The sequence below is a fragment of the Paracoccus sp. AK26 genome (genome assembly GCF_011801365.1).
Classification (GTDB): domain Bacteria; phylum Pseudomonadota; class Alphaproteobacteria; order Rhodobacterales; family Rhodobacteraceae; genus Paracoccus; species Paracoccus aerius.
The window spans coordinates 1,975,979-1,993,430 of sequence record NZ_CP041041.1; the positions used below are offsets into that span (position 1 = coordinate 1,975,979).

Annotated in this window: 16 protein-coding genes and 1 pseudogene; 6 read left to right on the forward strand and 11 right to left on the reverse strand. The window is 66.3% G+C overall.

Annotated elements, in window-relative coordinates:
- Positions 1-78 precede the first annotated feature (78 nt).
- Both FIU66_RS09760 and FIU66_RS09765 read right to left on the reverse strand, forming a co-directional pair.
- Entirely contained in the window at positions 79-1,278 is a 1,200-nt protein-coding gene (locus FIU66_RS09760; protein ID WP_167622519.1) for an N-acetylmuramoyl-L-alanine amidase, read from the reverse strand.
- Positions 1,275-2,411 (reverse strand): pyridoxal phosphate-dependent aminotransferase, encoded by a 1,137-nt coding sequence (locus FIU66_RS09765; RefSeq protein ID WP_167622520.1) that lies wholly within the window; start codon positions 2,409-2,411, stop codon positions 1,275-1,277. The genes FIU66_RS09760 and FIU66_RS09765 overlap by 4 nt, the downstream gene beginning before the upstream one ends.
- 157 nt (positions 2,412-2,568) lie before the next feature.
- Here FIU66_RS09765 and FIU66_RS09770 point away from each other — a divergent pair, with 157 nt between their 5' ends.
- Positions 2,569-3,309, forward strand: coding sequence for a DsbA family protein (locus tag FIU66_RS09770; protein WP_167622521.1), 741 nt, complete (start codon positions 2,569-2,571; stop codon positions 3,307-3,309).
- A gap of 72 nt (positions 3,310-3,381) precedes the next feature.
- On the opposite strand, the gene betA is transcribed toward FIU66_RS09770, so the two are convergent.
- From betA to betI, 3 genes are read right to left on the reverse strand one after another with little or no spacing between them, the layout of a single operon-like run.
- A complete protein-coding gene (gene betA, locus FIU66_RS09775; RefSeq protein WP_167622522.1) occupies positions 3,382-5,001 on the reverse strand; it encodes a choline dehydrogenase in 1,620 nt (539 codons plus the stop codon).
- A gap of 10 nt (positions 5,002-5,011) precedes the next feature.
- Complete coding sequence (gene betB / locus FIU66_RS09780) at positions 5,012-6,457, reverse strand: betaine-aldehyde dehydrogenase (protein ID WP_167622523.1); 1,446 nt, start codon at positions 6,455-6,457, stop codon at positions 5,012-5,014.
- Positions 6,454-7,020, reverse strand: coding sequence for a transcriptional regulator BetI (gene betI, locus FIU66_RS09785; RefSeq protein WP_167622524.1), 567 nt, complete (start codon positions 7,018-7,020; stop codon positions 6,454-6,456). The genes betB and betI overlap by 4 nt, the downstream gene beginning before the upstream one ends.
- 86 nt (positions 7,021-7,106) lie before the next feature.
- On the opposite strand from betI, the gene FIU66_RS09790 reads away from it, so the two are divergent.
- From FIU66_RS09790 to FIU66_RS09805, 4 genes are all read left to right on the forward strand, one after another.
- Positions 7,107-8,048 (forward strand): choline ABC transporter substrate-binding protein, encoded by a 942-nt coding sequence (locus FIU66_RS09790; protein WP_167622525.1) that lies wholly within the window; start codon positions 7,107-7,109, stop codon positions 8,046-8,048.
- 57 nt (positions 8,049-8,105) lie between these two features.
- Complete coding sequence (gene choW / locus FIU66_RS09795) at positions 8,106-8,954, forward strand: choline ABC transporter permease subunit (protein WP_167622526.1); 849 nt, start codon at positions 8,106-8,108, stop codon at positions 8,952-8,954.
- Positions 8,951-9,967 carry a choline ABC transporter ATP-binding protein gene (gene choV / locus FIU66_RS09800; RefSeq protein ID WP_167622527.1) on the forward strand — a complete coding sequence of 339 codons (1,017 nt, stop codon included), beginning with the start codon at positions 8,951-8,953 and terminating at the stop codon, positions 9,965-9,967. Before choW ends, choV begins: the two co-directional genes overlap by 4 nt.
- 112 nt (positions 9,968-10,079) lie before the next feature.
- Complete coding sequence (locus tag FIU66_RS09805) at positions 10,080-11,243, forward strand: NAD-dependent epimerase/dehydratase family protein (protein ID WP_167622528.1); 1,164 nt, start codon at positions 10,080-10,082, stop codon at positions 11,241-11,243.
- On the opposite strand, the gene FIU66_RS09810 is transcribed toward FIU66_RS09805, so the two are convergent.
- Positions 11,240-11,914, reverse strand: coding sequence for a hypothetical protein (locus FIU66_RS09810; protein WP_167622529.1), 675 nt, complete (start codon positions 11,912-11,914; stop codon positions 11,240-11,242). The two genes, FIU66_RS09805 and FIU66_RS09810, sit on opposite strands and share 4 nt — an antisense overlap.
- Before the next feature lie 233 nt (positions 11,915-12,147).
- A complete protein-coding gene (locus FIU66_RS09815) occupies positions 12,148-12,531 on the reverse strand; it encodes a DUF2147 domain-containing protein (protein ID WP_167622530.1) in 384 nt (127 codons plus the stop codon).
- Positions 12,532-12,676: 145 nt separating this feature from the next.
- On the opposite strand from FIU66_RS09815, the gene hisA reads away from it, so the two are divergent.
- Positions 12,677-13,393 (forward strand): 1-(5-phosphoribosyl)-5-[(5-phosphoribosylamino)methylideneamino]imidazole-4-carboxamide isomerase, encoded by a 717-nt coding sequence (gene hisA / locus FIU66_RS09820; RefSeq protein WP_167622531.1) that lies wholly within the window; start codon positions 12,677-12,679, stop codon positions 13,391-13,393.
- Here the strand turns inward: hisA and FIU66_RS09825 are convergent, their stop codons facing one another.
- The 4 genes and pseudogenes from FIU66_RS09825 to hflC form a co-directional block, all read right to left on the reverse strand.
- Positions 13,394-13,717 carry a 2Fe-2S iron-sulfur cluster-binding protein gene (locus FIU66_RS09825; protein WP_167622532.1) on the reverse strand — a complete coding sequence of 108 codons (324 nt, stop codon included), beginning with the start codon at positions 13,715-13,717 and terminating at the stop codon, positions 13,394-13,396.
- A 70-nt stretch (positions 13,718-13,787) separates the two neighbouring features.
- Positions 13,788-14,321 carry a 2'-5' RNA ligase family protein gene (locus FIU66_RS09830; RefSeq protein WP_167622533.1) on the reverse strand — a complete coding sequence of 178 codons (534 nt, stop codon included), beginning with the start codon at positions 14,319-14,321 and terminating at the stop codon, positions 13,788-13,790.
- A gap of 112 nt (positions 14,322-14,433) precedes the next feature.
- Positions 14,434-15,993 (reverse strand): Do family serine endopeptidase, encoded by a 1,560-nt coding sequence (locus FIU66_RS09835; protein ID WP_167622534.1) that lies wholly within the window; start codon positions 15,991-15,993, stop codon positions 14,434-14,436.
- Positions 15,994-16,496: 503 nt separating this feature from the next.
- Positions 16,497-17,438: pseudogene (hflC, locus tag FIU66_RS09840) on the reverse strand (protease modulator HflC); the annotation flags it as partial.
- Between the last annotated feature and the right edge of the window lie 14 nt (positions 17,439-17,452).

Consider the following 17,452-nt stretch of genomic DNA (forward strand, 5'->3'; position numbering starts at 1 on the left):
TGGACTTGGTCCCGTCTATAGCGGCACGGCCTGCCCCGGTCAAAACAACACTAAGCGATCACGCGCCGGTGATGGGCCCTAGCGGCGCAGCATCGTGGCCCGTGCGGATTCGTCGCGCGCCCAGCCCACGATCGCCTCGGCCACCGCCCGCACCATCCGTTCGCGCCATTGCGGGTTCAAAAGGTTCGCCCGGTCGTCGTGGTCCGAGATGAAGCCCAGTTCCAGCAGCGCCGACGGCATGTCGGGCGATTTCAGAACCGAATAGGTCGCGCGCTGGACCGGCCGTTCATGCATCACGATCCCCAGCAGCGACATCCGCGAGGTCATCCAGCGGGCGAAGCTTTCCGACCGGGGCTGGGTGTCGGTGCGGGCGAAGTCCATCAGCACGCCCGCAAGCGCATCGTCATGGCCGGAAAAGTCCATGCCCGCCATCAGGTCGTCCCGTTCGTGGCGCAGGGTCAGTTGTTCCGTCGCCCGCCCGTCCGCCGAAGGGTTCCAGACATAGACGGACGCCCCCGCCGCCTGCCCTTCCGGCAGCGCATCGGCATGAAGCGAGATGAACAGATCGCCCCCCGCCTGCCGCGCCATCGTCATGCGGCGTTCCAGGGCCACGAAGCTGTCATCCTCGCGCGTCATCACGACATTGATGCCCCGCGCCTGCAAGGCGGCACGCAGTTCCAGCGAGAAGACCAGGACCAGGTTCGCCTCGCTTTCGCCCTCGGCCAAGGCGCCGGGGTCGAAGCCGCCATGGCCTGGGTCAAGGACGACGGTGAAGGCCTCGTCCGCCGGGGCATCGGGCGTTTCGGCCGGTTCGGGCAGGTCGCGCAGCGCAGCCGTGGCCGAGGGACGTGGCGCGAAGTCCTCGGCGGCGACGGGGGCAAGGGCCACGGTGATCTGCGACAAGGCCGCGCGCGCGGCCTGACCCGCCCGGTCGATGCGATAGGGGCCGGGCAATTCCACGACCACGCGCGACCAGCCCTGGCGGTATGCCCCCCAGCGGATCGCAGGTGCATTGTCCGCGCCGAACATGTCCTGCGGGTGCGCCAACCCCAGATCGGCACCCTTCAGATCGACGATCAGCCGGGGCGGGCCGTCCACCAGGAAAGTGCGATAGGGCACGGGCTTCGTCAGCGAAAGCCGAAGCTCCAGCGGCTGTGGCCCGCCCCAGCCGCGCCCCGTCGTGACCAGCGCCGAGCCGCCCAGATCCAGCCGCGCCGGATCCTCTGCCCAGGCGGGCAGCGACATCAGCAGCGACAGGATCAGCGCAAGCCATGTCATCGCGCAGCCATGAACTCCGTCAGGCGGCGCAGGCCTTCGGCGATGTCCGCCGTGGCGCGGGCATAGGAAAAGCGCAGCGTCCGCGCACCCCGGTCGGGATCGAAGTCCAGCCCCGGCGTCACGGCAACGCCTGCCTTGTCGAGGATCTCGGCCGCGAAGGCCAGCGAGTCGTCGGTCAGATCCGACACCTCGGCATAGATGTAGAAGGCCCCTTCGGGCGGCGCGATGCGGTGGAAGCCCGCCTTGGGCAGCCCTTCCAGCATCAGCCGGCGGTTCTCCGCATAGACGGCCAGGTTGGCATCGGCTTCGCCCGTGCAATCCAATGCGGCAAGGGCTGCGACCTGGCTGGCATGGGGCGGGCAGATGAACATGTTCTGCGCCAGCCGTTCGACCGTGCGAATGTGGTCCGGCGGCACGACCATCCAGCCGACCCGCCAACCGGTCATTGAGAAATACTTGCTGAAGGAGTTGATGACGAAGACATTGTCCGTCACCTCAAGCGCGGAATGGCAGCGGTCGCCGTACGACAGGCCATGATAGATTTCGTCCGAGATCAGTGCCATGCCCCTGGCTTGCGCCGCATCCGACAGCGCGCGCAGTTCGTCGGTCCGCAACACCGTGCCCGAAGGGTTGCCCGGCGAGGCAAGGATCAGCCCCGCGCAGGCATCCGGCAGATCCTGGGCGCGCGGCTGATAGCGGTCCTCGGCCCGCGTCGGGATGCCCACAGGTTCCAGCGACATGGCCCGCAGGATCTGGCGATAGCTTGGATATCCTGGATAGCCCATCGCCACCTTGTCACCCGCATCGAACAGGGCCGAAAAGGCCAGGATAAAGGCCCCGCTGCTGCCGGGCGTTACCACCACGCGCGCCGGATCCAGATCCACGCCATACCAACGGCGGTAAAGATCCGCGATTCCCTGGCGCAGCGCGGGAAGGCCAAGCGCCACGGTATAGCCCAGCGGCTGTTCCAGCGCGGCAGCCAGCGCGCGGCGCGCGCCTTCGGGTGCGGGGGTGCCGGGCTGGCCCACCTCCATGTGGATGATGTGGCGGCCTGCGGCCTCGGCCCGGCTGGCGGCCTCCATCACGTCCATGACGATGAAGGGATCGACCTGACCGCGAAGGGATTTCTTCATGCTCGGATGCCTTTTGTCTTTTTCCCTTGTCTTACGCCCCCAGGGCCCAGGCGAAAAGGCCCATGACACCCTTCGGTCACGCAGCTTTGTGAGCGGCTTTCTTGCCAAGCCCGCGCGCGCGCGCCAAGGTCAATGCGACCGGAACACGAGGATCCCGATGAAACGCCTGATCGCCGCGCTGCTTTTGACCGCGACCCCTGTCATGGCCTTTGACATTTCCGCCATGACCGAGGCCGAGAAAGCCGCCTTCGGGGACGCCGTGCGCGAATACCTGATGGCTAATCCCGAAGTGCTGGTGGAGTCGATCAACGTGCTGGAGGAACGCCGCGTCGCGTCCGAGGCGCAGAACGACGTGGCCCTGGTGGCCGCGAACCGCGACGCGATCTTCGACGACGGCCACAGCTGGGTCGGCGGCAACCCGGACGGCGACGTGACGATGGTGGAGTTCATCGACTATCGCTGCGGTTATTGCCGCAAGTTCAACCAGCAGGTCCATGACATCGTCGAAAGCGACGGCAACATCCGGCTGATCCTGAAGGAATTTCCGATCCTGGGCCAGGACAGCGAAACCTCGGCCCGCTTTGCGGTGGCGGTCAAGCAGCTTGCCGGGGACGAGGCCTATGTGAAGGCGCATGACGCGTTGATGGACCTGCGCGGCTCTCCCTCGCCCGAGGCCTTGGGGAAGATCGCGGGCGACATCGGCGTTGACGGGGCCGAGGCGCTGAACATCATGAACACCGAATCCGTGTCGGCCGTCCTGCGCGAGAACCGCCAGCTGGCCGAGCGGATGGCGATCATGGGCACGCCCACCTTCATCATCGGCGACACCCTGCTGCGCGGGATGCCTGCGGACGGCCTGGAACCCGTGGTCGCTGCCGCGCGCGGTGGGAACGGCTGACCCGGCCGCCGGGGTGGCGCCTGCTGTGATCGCAGGTGCCTCCGGCGGGGGTGTTTGCAGCACAGAAGATGCCTATTCGGCGGCAAGCCGGCCTTCGTCGCGGTGCAGGGCGCGGCCCAGAATGTGATCGGCGGCCTTTTCGCCGACCATGATCGACGGGCCGTTCAGGTTGCCGTTGGTGATACGCGGGAAGATCGAACTGTCGGCCACGCGCAGGCCTTCCACGCCGATCACCCTGAGATCCGGATCGACCACTGCCATCGGATCTGTGGCCGACCCCATGCGCGCGGTGCCGCAGGGGTGATAGGCCGATTCGGCGTGCTCGCGGATGAAGGCATCGATCTGGTCGTCGGTCTGCACGGCGGCGCCCGGCTGGATCTCGTCGCCGCGGTATTCGGCGAAGGCCAGCTGGTTGAAGATCCTGCGGGTCAGGCGCACGCAGGCGCGGAACTCGGCCCAGTCGTCGGGATGGGACATGTAGTTGAAGCGGATCTCGGGCGCGGCGGCAGGATCGCCTGACGCCAGTCGGACAGTGCCGCGCGATTTCGACCGCATCGGGCCGACATGGGCCTGGAAGCCATGCCCCTGCGCCGCTGCCTTGCCGTCATAGCGGACCGCCAGCGGCAGGAAGTGATACTGGATGTCGGGATAATCCACTCCGTCCGAAGACCGGATGAAGCCGCAGCTTTCGAACTGGTTCGACGCGCCAAGCCCGGTCTTCTGCAACAGCCACTCTACACCCACCCGGCCTTTGCCCAGAAGGTTGTAATAGGTGTAGAGCGTGATCGGTTTCAGCGCCTTGTACTGCATGTATATTTCAAGGTGATCCTGCAGGTTCGACCCCACGCCCGGCCGGTCGGCCAGCGGCGTGATGCCGTGCTGGCGCAGATGGTCGGCCGGGCCGATCCCCGACAGCATCAAGAGCTTCGGCGTGTTGATCGAACTGGCCGAGACGATGACCTCGCGGTTCGCACGGATCTGTTCGATGCCGCGCTTGGTCTCGATCTCGACGCCTGTGGCGCACTTGCCTTCGAACAGGATGCGGCGGGCGAAGCCCCGGACGATGGTCAGGCGGCCGGTCTTCAGCGCCGGGCGCAGATAGGCATTGGCGGCGGACCAGCGGCGGCCCTTCCAGATGGTGGCCTCCATCGGGCCAAAGCCTTCCTGCTGTTCGCCATTATAGTCGGGCGTATAGGGCCAACCGGCCTGCTGCCCGGCCTCGATGAAGGCGTTGAACAGCGGATTGCGGCGCTTGCCGCGCGTTACGTGCAAGGGGCCGTCGGTGCCGCGCCATTCGGACGCGCCGCCGTGCCAGGTTTCCATGCGCTTGAAATAGGGCAGCACGTCATCATAGCCCCAGCCCGCCGCGCCGCTGTCGCGCCAGTGATCGTAATCCTTGCGATGCCCGCGCACGAAGACCATGCCGTTGATGGAGGACGACCCGCCCAGCACCTTGCCGCGCGGCGTGGCCAGCCTGCGCCCGCCCAGATGCGGTTCGGGCTGGGTCGCGAAGCCCCAGTCGTATCGCGGCATGTTCATCGGATAGGACAGCGCGCCTGGCATCTGGATGAAGATTCCGATGTCGCTGCCGCCATATTCGATCAGCGTGACGCCGTGGCCTGCCTCGGTCAGGCGATAGGCCAGGGCACATCCGGCGGACCCTGCCCCGACGATGACGTAATCAGCGGTCATGGCGATCCCCCTAATACGGCGCCTCGACGGCGCCCATGCCGACATAAACGGTCTTGAGTTGCGAATAATGCTCGATCGCGGCGGTGCCGTTCTCGCGCCCCAGGCCCGACATCTTGACGCCGCCGAAGGGCATCTCGACCGGGGTCAGGTTATAGGCGTTGATCCAGCAGGTGCCTGCTTCCAGCGCGGCGACCACCCGATGCGCGCGGGTGAGATCCTGTGTGAAGACACCGGCGGCCAGCCCGAAGCCGGTGGCGTTGGCGCGGGCCACGACCTCGGATTCGTCGGCAAAGGTCAGGGCGGTCATCACCGGGCCGAAGATTTCGTCGCGGGTGATGGTCATGTCGTCGGTGGCATCGGCAAAGACGGTGGGCGGGATGAACGCCCCTTCGCCCGCGCCGCCGCAGACCAGCCGCGCACCTGCGTCCTGCCCGGCAGTGATCGCCGCGCGGATCTTGGCAGCCTGGGTGCCGTTGATGATCGGGCCGAATTGCGTGTTCGGGTCCAGCGGGTCGCCCGTGCGGATCGTCGCCAGCCGTTCCTCCAGCCGGTCCAGGAACCGCTGCGCGATCCCCTGCTGCAAAAACACCCGCGTGCCGTTGGAACAGATCTGCCCCGAGGAATAGAAGTTGGCCAGGATCGCCGCGCTAACGGCATCGTCCAGGCTGGCATCGTCGAACACGATCAGCGGCGACTTGCCGCCAAGTTCCATCGTGACGTGGCGCATCCCTTCGGCCGCGGCGGCATAGACGCGGCGGCCGGTGGGGACCGATCCGGTCAGCGAGACCTTGGCGACGCATGGGTCGGTCACAAGCGCGGCGCCGACCTGGCCGCGCCCCTGCACCACGTTGAAGATGCCCGGCGGCGCGCCGGCCTCCAGCAGGATCTCGGCCAGCTTCAACGCGCCAAGCGGCGTTTCCTCGGACGGCTTGAAGACCATCGCATTGCCCATGGCAAGCGCGGGGGCGGCCTTCCAGCAGGCGATCTGGCTGGGATAGTTCCAGGCGCCGATGCCCGCGCAGACGCCCAGCGCCTCGCGCCGGGTATAGGCCCAGTCGCGGCCCAAGGGAATCATCTGGCCCGTCACCGTGGCGGCCAGCCCGCCAAAGAACTCCAGCGCCGCAGCCCCGGATGCCCAGTCGGCCACCAGCGTTTCCTGAATGGGCTTGCCGGTATCCAGCGTCTCCAGCCGGGACAATTCCTCGTTGCGGTCGCGGATGATCTGTGCGGCACGGGACAGCACGCGGCCCCTGTCGGCGGGCGCCATCGCGGCCCATCCGGGCTGGGCCCGTGCGGCTGCCTGGCAGGCTTGGGCCACCTGATTCGCCGATGCCTCGCGCAGGGATGCGATTTCCTCGCCGGTATAGGGATAAAGGACGGGCAGGACCGCGCCCTCGCCTTCGACGAAGCGTCCGTCGATGAACAGGCTGGCCTTGGGTTGGGCGTCGTGGGTCATGTCAGGGTTTCATCCAGATAATCGAAGATCAGCTTTTCCGCGGTTTGGGCGTCGATGCCGCCCGGAGTCAGGACGGCGCGCAGGTAAAGGCCGTCGATCAGCGCGCCCAGCGTCTCGGCAACCTGGGCCGGCTCGCTGGTCAGCGGCCGCAGCGCCAGCATCAGGTTCGACCGCAGGCGACAGTGATAGACCCGCAGCAGGCGCCCGGCTTCGGGGTTGATCAGCGCCAGGGCATAGAAGTTCAGCCAGGCGCTGACCGTTTCCCGCTGGAAGTTCTGGGGCGCGAAGCTGGCGCCGATGATCGCGTCCAGCCGCCCGCGCCGTCCGTGGCCCGGCAGCCGTTCCGCCACCGACCGGCCATAGACCCGCAGGATATAGCGCATCGCGGCCAGGAAAATCTGTTCCTTGGACCCGAAGTAGTGATGCGCAAGCGCCGGCGACATGCCTGCGCGGCGGGCGATCTGCGCCACTGTGACATCCAGAGAACCGGCCCGCCCGATCTCGAAGATCGTGGCGTTGATTAGTGCCGCTTTTCGGATAGGCTCGGCCCCGATCTTGGGCAATGTGGCACCTGCTTCGAAAAATAAGGTTGCTATTCAGGTCCTATGTAACTTTAATTGACTGACCAATCAAGAACAGGGAGCCTCGCATGATCCGCAAAAGCCTGACCCTTTCCGTGGTGATGGGCGCCGCACTTGCCGGACCCGTCCTGGCCGCCGAACCGGACCAATGCCGCCAGGTGGTCCTGTCCGATGTGGGCTGGTCCGACATCACGGCGACGACGGCGCTTGCCTCGACCGTGCTGCAGGCCCTGGGATACGAGACCGAGACGAAGCTGCTGTCGGTGCCTGTGACCTATACGGCCCTTTCCACCGATGACGTGGACGTCTTCCTGGGCAACTGGATGCCCACGATGGAGGCCGACATCGCCCCCTATCGCGACGCGGGCACGGTGGACACGGTCCGCACCAACCTGACGGGTGCGAAATACACGCTGGCCACGAACAAGGCGGGCGCCGACCTGGGCATCACCGATTTCGGCAAGATTGCGGAACACAAGGACGCCCTGTCCGGCCAGATCTATGGCATCGAGCCGGGCAACGACGGCAACCGCCTGCTGCTGGAGATGGTGGCCGAGGACCAGTTCGGCCTTGGCACCTTCGAGGTGGTCGAATCCAGCGAACAGGGGATGCTGGCGCAGGTCGCCCGCGCCGATGCGGCGGGCCAGCCGATCGTCTTCCTGGGCTGGGAACCCCATCCGATGAACGCCCAGTTCGAGATGACCTACCTGACCGGCGGCGACGAAATCTTCGGCCCCGACCTGGGCGGCGCCGAGGTGCGTACCAACACCCGCCAGGGCTATGTCCAGGAATGCCCGAATGTCGGCAAGTTCCTGCAGAACCTGGAATTCACCCTGCCCATGGAGAACGAGATCATGGGCATGATCCTGAACGACGGGCAGGATCCGATGGACGCCGCCAAGGAATGGCTTTCGGCCAATCCCGATGCCGCGACCCCCTGGCTGGACGGCGTGACGACCTTTGACGGCAATGACGCCCAGGCCGCGCTGACCGAGGCGCTGTCCGGCTGACCGCCGGGCCGCGCGCCACGACCGAACAAGCCATAACAACGGAGCAAGGATGTCCGCATGGAGCAGCTGACGGCGTTGGTGACGGATAACAAGATCCCGGTGGGACGAACCGCCAAGACGGTTTTCGACTGGCTGAACGCCAATGCTGCCGGGCTGTTCAATACGATCTCGAACGCGCTCGATTGGCTGATCGGCCGGATCCTCGCCGCGTTGGAGGCGCCTCATCCCTTTCTGTTCATCCTGCTGTCCGTGGCGCTGACCTGGCTTTTGCAGCGCAACTGGAAGACCTGCCTGCTGGTGGCGGCCGGCCTGCTGTTCGTGCTGAACCAGGGCTATTGGGAGGAGATGCAGCAATCCCTGACCCTGGTCCTGGCAGCCTGCCTGGTCTGCATGGCGATCGGTGTGCCGGTGGGCATCGCCGCCGCGCATCGGCCCCGGCTTTATGCTTGGATGCGGCCTGTGCTGGACCTGATGCAGACGCTGCCGACCTTCGTCTATCTGATTCCCGCCATCGTCTTTTTCGGCATCGGCATGGTGCCGGGACTGCTGGCGACGGTGATCTTCGTGCTGCCCGCGCCGATCCGGCTGACCCAGCTTGGCATCGCATCCACCCCGCCCGCCCTGGTCGAGGCCGCCACCGCCTTTGGCGCGACGCCCCGCCAGCTTCTGTGGAAGGTCGAACTGCCAAGCGCCTTGCCCCAGATCATGGCGGGCCTGAACCAGACCATCATGCTGTCGCTGTCGATGGTCGTGATCGCCGCGCTTGTGGGCGCGTCCGGCCTTGGGGTGCCGGTGGTCCGGGCGCTGAACAGCGTGAACACCTCGCTGGGGTTCGAATCGGGCTTCGTGATTGTCGTGGTGGCGATCCTTCTGGACCGGATGCTGCGGATGGAGGGCCGCAAATGAACAGCATACCCAATGCCGTCGAATTCGACCGCGTCAGCATCGTCTTCGGCGACCATCCCGAACAGGCCCTGCCGATGATGGACCAGGGCAAGGAACGCGGAGAGATCCGGTCGGCCACCGGCCAGGTCCTGGGCGTCCATGATTGCAGCCTGAACGTCCAGCAGGGCGAGATCCTGGTGCTGATGGGCCTGTCCGGGTCCGGCAAGTCGACGCTGCTGCGCGCGGTCAACGCCCTGAACCATGTCTGCCGGGGCGAGGTGCGGGTCTGGGACGGCGGCAAGATGATCTCGGTCAGCGGGGCGGGCAAGCGGGCGCTGCGCGACATCCGCCTGCGCCACGTGGCGATGGTCTTTCAGCAATTCGGCCTCCTGCCCTGGCGCACCGTCCGCGAGAACGTGGGTTTGGGCCTGGAACTGGCGGGGATGCCCGCCGCCGAACGCAAGGCGCGCGTGGACCAGCAGCTTGCGACGGTGGGGCTGGACGATTGGGCCGAACGCAAGGTGGGAGACCTGTCGGGCGGGATGCAGCAGCGCGTGGGCCTGGCCCGCGCCTTCGCGACCGAGGCGCCGATCCTGCTGATGGACGAACCCTTCAGCGCGCTTGACCCGCTGATCCGCGCCAGGCTTCAGGACGAATTGCTGGAACTTCAGGCCAAGACGCGCCGCACCATCATCTTCGTCAGCCATGACCTGGACGAGGCCTTCAAGCTGGGCAACCGCATCGCCCTGATGGAAGGCGGCCGCATCGTCCAGATCGGCACCGCGCGAGAGATCATCGCCAACCCGGTGAACGAGTATGTGGCCGATTTCGTGGCCCACATGAACCCGCTTGGTGTGCTGACCGCCGCCGATGTCGTCCAGCCGGGCGATGCGCCGGGCGATCCTGTGCCCCGCGACATGCCCGTGCGCGAGGTGATGGGCCTTCTGTCTGGCAGGACCGCCCTGCCCGTCCAGGGCGGCGGCTGCATCACCCGCGACGCGGTCCTGGCCCGGCTGATCGACCCGCGGGGCTGACGCCTGTCGGCGGGCGATTGCGACAGCCGGATGTCACCTGCATGGCAGCTATGGCATCCGCCATTTCGGCATTCTACAAGACGCCGAAACGCGGTCCTTGATAGGCAGGTTCATGAAGATCATCGTTCTGGGTGGAGACGGCTTCTGCGGATGGCCGACGGCACTGCATCTTTCGGCGCGGGGCCATGACGTCATCATCGTGGACAACCTGTCGCGCCGCAAGATCGACGTCGAACTTGAGGTGAACAGCCTGACCCCGATCCGCCCCCTGGGCGAACGCGTGAAGGCCTGGCACGAACTGACCAACCACACCATCCGGGTCGAGAACTTCACGGTGGGCAAGCATTACCACCGCCTGCTGACCCTGCTGCGCGACGAAAAGCCCGACGCGGTGATCCATTTCGCCGAACAGCGCGCCGCGCCCTATTCGATGAAATCCAGCTGGCACAAGCGGTACACGGTCAACAACAACCTGAACGCCACGAACGACGTGCTGGCCGCGATCGTCGAAAGCGGGCAGGACATCCACTTGGTCCACCTGGGCACGATGGGCGTCTATGGCTATGGCACGGCGGGCATGAAGATCCCCGAAGGATACCTGGACGTCCTGGTCGAGACCGAGAACGGCCCCCACCGGCAGGAAATCCTGTATCCTGCCAATCCCGGGTCGATCTATCACATGACCAAGACCCAGGATCAGCTGTTCTTCTTCTACTACAACAAGAACGACAAGGTCCGGATCACCGACCTGCATCAGGGCATCGTCTGGGGCACCCAGACCGAGGAAACGCGCCTCGACGACCGGCTGATCAACCGCTTCGACTATGACGGCGACTACGGCACGGTGCTGAACCGCTTCCTGATGCAGGCGGCGATCGGCTATCCGCTGACGGTGCATGGAACGGGCGGCCAGACCCGCGCCTTTATCCATATCCAGGACACCTGCCGCTGCATCGAACTGGCGCTGACCAACCCGCCTGCCAAGGGCGACCGCGTCAACATCCTGAACCAGATGACCGAAACGCACCGCGTCCGCGACCTGGCGCAGATGATCGCCGACCAGACCGGGGTCGAGGTCGCCTTCCTGAAGAACCCCCGCAACGAGGCGGACGAGAACGACCTGCACGTCGCCAACGACCGCTTCCTTGGCATGGGGCTCGAGCCGATCAAGCTGGCCGACGGCCTGCTGGCCGAGGTGCAGGAAATCGCCCGCAAATACGCCGACCGCTGCGACCGGGACAAGATCCCTTGCGTGTCGCAATGGCGGACGGCTTAGGGTCTGTCGTCGATTCGCTCGATATTCCGGGCAAGGTAAAGGCTGGCGGTGGCAATCAAAGCCATCGCCAGCATCTCGCCCCCATCTTCGAGATACAGGAAAAGCTGCTCGAAACGGGTTTCGAGCAGCGCAGAATGCACGAAATCCACCAAGCTGGCGCAGGCAACCAGCAGCAGGATCGGCCATCTTGCCAATTGGAACGCAAAGCGGTCCCGCGGGCCGAAGCGCTGTCTTGCCCAGACGGCAAGCCCCAGGCAGACGATGCCGATCGACAGAAAGGCAAGCATTTCCGCCAAGGTCGATGCACCCGGCCCAAAGTTTCGAAGTCCAGGGAAGTGCTGCGGAAGAAGCCTTCCGACCCGTTCATGATACTGGGCAGAATCGTCGAACCAAGCGATCATCATGATGACTGCCATGACGATGCATGTCCTGGACCGGGCGACAGTTCCGGCAGCCAGAAACATCACGGCTGCTGCGAAAGCCATGCCATGGTTGAAACTTTCAGCAACCGACCCGTCCGCGCCGATATGGAATGTCCCGTAAAGTCGCGCGGCAAGAGTTTCCCAGTCGTCAGGCGATTGCCGCAATCCGTCCAGCACCAGGTTGACCACGAGGAAACCTGCAATGCCACTGGCAAGCGCCATTGCAACGACAAAAGTCGGGCGGTCCATCAGGGCAATGCGCCAGACTGAGTTTCCGGATGCTGGAACCAGCGGTTCCGAACGGTCGTATAACATGACGAGAAAATCCAAACATGAACATGACACTTCAGTGACATGAACACAGGGTCTGGCCATCTCGCAATGAAAACTGCCGGACCCAGGGATAAAGTCATATCCCCAAAGTCCGGCAGGCGCCGGATCACCAAGATGCCGCCTTGGCGATCACCGACAAGGGCGGCTGGTCATTGCACCCGCGCCCAGGTCTGGCTTTTGCAGATCAGCCCGCCGGCGACGCAGCCCGACAGGCTCATCCGGTCGCCCTGGACGCTGGCCTTGCCGTTGTAGATCTTGTCATTGGCGGGCCGCCAGACCTTGCCCGAATAGTTGCCGCCGCCCTGGGGCGCCATGTCGATGACGATCTGGCGGCCGACATTGGGCGACTGGTATTCCGCCCGGTCCTTGAAGGCGCGGGTGATGGTGCCGCAATAGGCCTGGCCGCAGGGCGTGATGGTGACATGGGCAAAGGCGCCCTCGTCCGGCTGGGTTTGCCAGATCCCCTCGATCGGGTCGGCGGTGGCGGCGGTGGCGGCAAGCGAAAGAACTGCGGCGATGATGATGTGGCGCATGGTGGTTCCCTCCTCCCTGGGATGGGCGGATGCTGCGCGGGGCGCCCGGATTCTGGCAAGTGTGACGTCAGGTCGCGGCCCGCCCTTCCGTTCCGCCCGTCCGCATGGCAAAGGAAGCGCGATCCGCGAACCAGGAGGCCGTGCCATGATCCTTTATCCCGCCATCGACCTTAAGGACGGCAACTGCGTGCGCCTGCTGCGCGGAGAGATGGAGGCCGCGACCGTCTTCGGTACCGACCCGGCGGCGCAGGCGCGCGCCTTCCAGGATGCGGGCGCGGAATGGCTGCATCTGGTGGACCTGAACGGCGCCTTCGCAGGCCGTCCCGTCAATGGCGCGGCGGTCGAGGCGATCCTGGCCGCCATAGACATACCCGCCCAGCTTGGCGGCGGCATCCGCGACATGGCGACGATCGAAGGCTGGCTGGACAAGGGCCTGTCGCGGGTGATCCTGGGCACTGTCGCGGTGGAAAACCCCGACCTGGTGCGGCAGGCGGCCGCCGCCTTTCCGGGCCGGATCGCGGTCGGCATCGACGCGCGCGGGGGCCGTGTCGCGACCCGTGGCTGGGCGACCGAGACCGAGGTGATGGCGACCGATCTTGCCCGCCAGTTCGAGGACGCGGGCGTCGCCGCGATCATCTATACCGACATCGACCGCGACGGCGCGATGCAAGGCCCCAACATCGCCGCGACCGAGGCGCTTGCCCGCGCGGTCAGAATCCCGGTGATCGCCTCGGGCGGGGTGTCATCGCTGGACGACCTGCGGGCGCTTGCCGGCACGCAGGTCATTGCCGGCGCAATCTCGGGCCGGGCGCTTTATGACGGCGCAATCGACCTGGGCCAGGCGCTGTCGCTGCTGAAGTGATCAGATCTGGCGTTCGGGAAGCTGGACGACCAGCCCGTCAAGCGCATCCGTCACCTTGATCTGGCAGGTCAGGCGCGACCGTTCCGGATCGGGCTGATAGGCGAAGTCCAGCATGTCCTCCTCCATCGGATCCTTGGGGGGAAGCTGGTCCAGCCAGGCGGGATCGACATAGACATGGCAGGTCGAACAGGCGCAGGCGCCGCCGCAGTCGGCGTCGATGCCGGGCACGCCATTGTCGCGCGCGCCTTCCATCACCGTCATTCCGGGCTTCACGTCGACCTCGTGGCGGGTTCCGTTATGCTCGATATAGGTGATGCGGGCCATGGCTTGCGTATCCTTTGCTGTGCAGGGGGCAGATAGGCCATCGCCCCCGCAAAGAAAAGGGGCAGCGCCCTTACCCCGGCCCGGGCGCATCGGCCGCGCCAGGAAAGGGAAACCGCCCGGCCGGATCCCACGGCCCGCCGCGATAGCGCCACAACAGCAGCCCGGTCACAGTGAAGGGAAAGGGCTGGAAGCCGGTAGAGAGATCGTCGAACAGCCGGCGCGCCTCGGAAGGTGCGACCTTGTTCTGGATGGTGACATGGGGCCTGATCCGCTGGCGGTCCTGCGGGGTCAGGACGGTGGCGAAGATGGCGGCCAGCCTGCTGCGCAACTGCTCCAATCCCGCGCAGTCAAGGTCATAGGCAACGCCCTTGCCCAGAAAGCGCAGGCCTGCCACGCGGCCCGGAAGGGGCGCGGCGGTGAGGCAAATCCCTTGCAGCTCCTGAACCACCCAGCTTATCCGGTGGCCCGGCAGATGATGAAACAGCGTCAGATGCGCGGGGATGTGATTGCGCGCAGGCGGGAAATGCCGCTGCCGCATGGCCTGGAAATGGGCAAAGCTGGCATCGTCAAACTGGGCGGTCAGGATCAGCGGGTCGTCGGCCATACCTGGATCTCCTTTCGGTCCCTGGCCTTCCCATCGGCCGGTCATGCAAAGGGCGGCCCGAAAGTCCGGGCCGCCCTTTCAGTCATGCTTGCCGGGCCTGCGCCCCTGGCGATCAGCTTTCGCTGACCGGCAGGGCGACGAAGCGCGGTTCCCCGTCGCGGCGCACCAGCACCAGCAGCGACTTGCGTCCCGCCTCGCGCGCCTCGTCGATGCGGGCGTTCAGGTCCGCGATGGTCGCGACGGGTTGCTGGCCCGCCTCGGTGATGACGTCGCCGGGGGCGAGGCCCTTTTCGGCAGCCTCGCTTTCAGGATCGACCTCCTGGATCAGCAGGCCCTTGGCGTCATCGGGAAGGCCCATGTCCTGCGCCATCTCGGGCGTCAGGACCGACAGCGACAGGCCCAGGATGTCCTGCTGCGCCGGTTCGCGGTCCGAACCGGACGGCGTGGGGCTGGCGCCCTCGGCAGTCTCGCGGCGGCCCAGCGTCACGGACAGGGTGACGGGGCCGTCCTGCCGCTGCACCACGACATCGACAGGTTCGCCCGCCGGGGCCTCGGCCACGCGGCGGACAAGGCTGCGCGTATCCTCGACCGGGGAACCGGCGAAGCTGGTGATCACATCGCCCGCCCGCATCCCGGCCTCGCGCGCGGGGCCTTCGGGCACGTCGGTGACCATCGCGCCCGCTTCGGCGGCCAGGCCAAGCGCCTCGGCCATGTCGGGGGTCACGTCCTGAATCTTGACGCCCAGCCAGCCGCGGCGGGTTTCGCCGAATTCGCGCAACTGGTCCACGACCGTGGACACGACATTCGAGGCCATCGAGAAGCCGATGCCGATCGATCCGCCATTGGGCGACAGGATCGCGGTGTTCACGCCCACGACCTCGCCCTGCAGGTTGAACAGCGGCCCGCCCGAGTTGCCCCGGTTGATGGCGGCGTCGGTCTGCAGGTAGTCGTCATAGGTGCCGGACAGTTCGCGGTTCCGTGCGGACACGATCCCCGAACTGGCCGAGAAACCCTGCCCCAGCGGGTTGCCAAGCGCCAGCACCCAGTCGCCCACGCGGGCCTCGTCGGAATTGCCGAACTGCACGAAGGGCAGCGCCTCGTCGCTTTCGACCTTCAGCAGGGCCACGTCCGTGTTGGGATCGGTACCCACGACCGTCGCAGGCAGGGTTTCGCCCGAATAGAACTCGATCTCGATCTCGTCGGCGCCCTCGATCACGTGGTTGTTCGTGACGATGAAGCCATCCGCCGAGATGACAAAGCCCGAGCCGAGCGCGTTGGACCGCTGCGGCATCCGCGGGCCGCCCTGACCCGGCTGGCCCGGAACGCCCGGAAAGCCGAAGTCGCGGAACAGGTCCGAAAACGGGCTGCCCTCGGGGAACATCGGGCCGCCCTCGCCGCCGGTGGGCTGGGCCACCACGGCGCTTGTGGTGATGTTGACGACCGCAGGGGCGACCTGCTGGACCAGATCGGCAAAGCTGTCCGGCATGACCTGGGACGCGCCGGCCTGGGGTTCTGCCTTCAAGGGTTCGTTGTTGTTGGCCGCCTCTTGCGCCTGCTGGCTGGCCTCGGGCGTGATGTCGGGCTGCGCGTCCTGCGCGGCCGCGTAACCAAGGCCGACGGTCACGGCCAGTGCCGAGGCGGTCAGAAGGTGCCGAGGAGAAAACGTCTTCATGCGGATGTCCTCATCTTTCGCAGTTCGTCGATCCTGACAGGGGGCCGGGGACCGCGGTTGTTATGAAGAAGAAATAGGGAAGCGTTGCAAATAAACCACGCTCTCGGCCAGTGAACTGATCGTGACTTTCATTGCAAAAGGGCGGATGTCGCCACCCGCCCTTTCGCCTGATGTTACTGCGTCAGCTCGGCCTCGGGGGCGGGTTCGCCTGCCCCTGCTGCGGCTTCCGGCGCCGGCTCCGCCGCGGGTTCAGTCTCCACGGGCTGGGGGGCGGGCTCCGCCGCCCCATCGGCTGGCGGCGGTGCGGCTTCTGCCGGGGCAGCTTCGGGCGAGGCGGGATCGGCTGCGGGATCAGCCGCGCCGCTGACCGGCGCCACGACGCCGTCACTTTGCTGGGGCGGGGTCGTCAGCATCTCGGGCACCGGGGTCAGCTTGACGCCCGCGCTTTCGCCCAAGGGATTGCCTTCGCGGTCGGTGACGGTGGGCGTGACCAGGCCTTCCTCCTCCTCGCCCGCGGGTGTCAGGACCTCGGCCGCGGAATTGCCTGCCGGGACAGGCGTGGGCGAGGGGTTGGCCCGGCTGGCGCCATCGTCGCGCAGATAGCTGAAGAACTCGCCCTCGGGCTGCAGGACCATCGTGCTGTTGTCGCCCTGAAGCGCGCGTTCATACGAGGTCATCGACCGGGTAAAGGCAAAGAACTCGGGATCGCGGCCGAAGGCATCGGCATAGATCGCGTTGCGCTGCGCATCGGCCTCGCCTCGGACGATCTCGGCCCGCTTTTGCGCTTCCGAGGTCAGCTCGGTGACGGTCCGGTCGGCTGCGGCGCGAACGCGCTGCGCGGCCTCGCCGCCCCGGGCGATTTCATCGGCGGCCTCGCGCTGACGTTCGGCCCGCATCCGGGCATAGGTCGCGTTCAGGTTCTGCTCGGGCAGGTCGGTGCGGGTCAGGCGCACGTCGATGATCTCGACCCCCAGCCCTTCGGAATTGTTGCGCGCCTCGTCCCGGATCTGGTTCATCAGCGCGGTCCGGTCGTCCGACAGCACGCTGGTGGACGGCACGGTGCCCAGAACCTCGCGGATGGCGTTGCGCACGATGGGTTCCAGACGGCCCTGGGCGCCCTGGATGCCGCCCGCGCCGACCGCCTGGCGGAAGCGCACGACATCGGTGATCCGCCAGCGGGCGAAGGCGTCAACGATCAGGCGGCGGTCGTCCAGCGGGGTGACTTCCAGCGGAACGGTCGGCAGGCCCAGGATGCGGCCGTCGTATTTCTCGACATTGTCGAGGAAGGGCACCTTGAAGCCCAGGCCCGGTTCCTCCTTGACGTCCACGACGCGACCCAGTCGCAGCACAAGCGCCTTTTCGCGCTCGTCCACGATGAACAGCGACGAGGCGACAAGCACCGCCACCACGATCAGGAACGGGATGGCCAGCGTCGCGGCCGTGATTCTGCGAGCAGTGG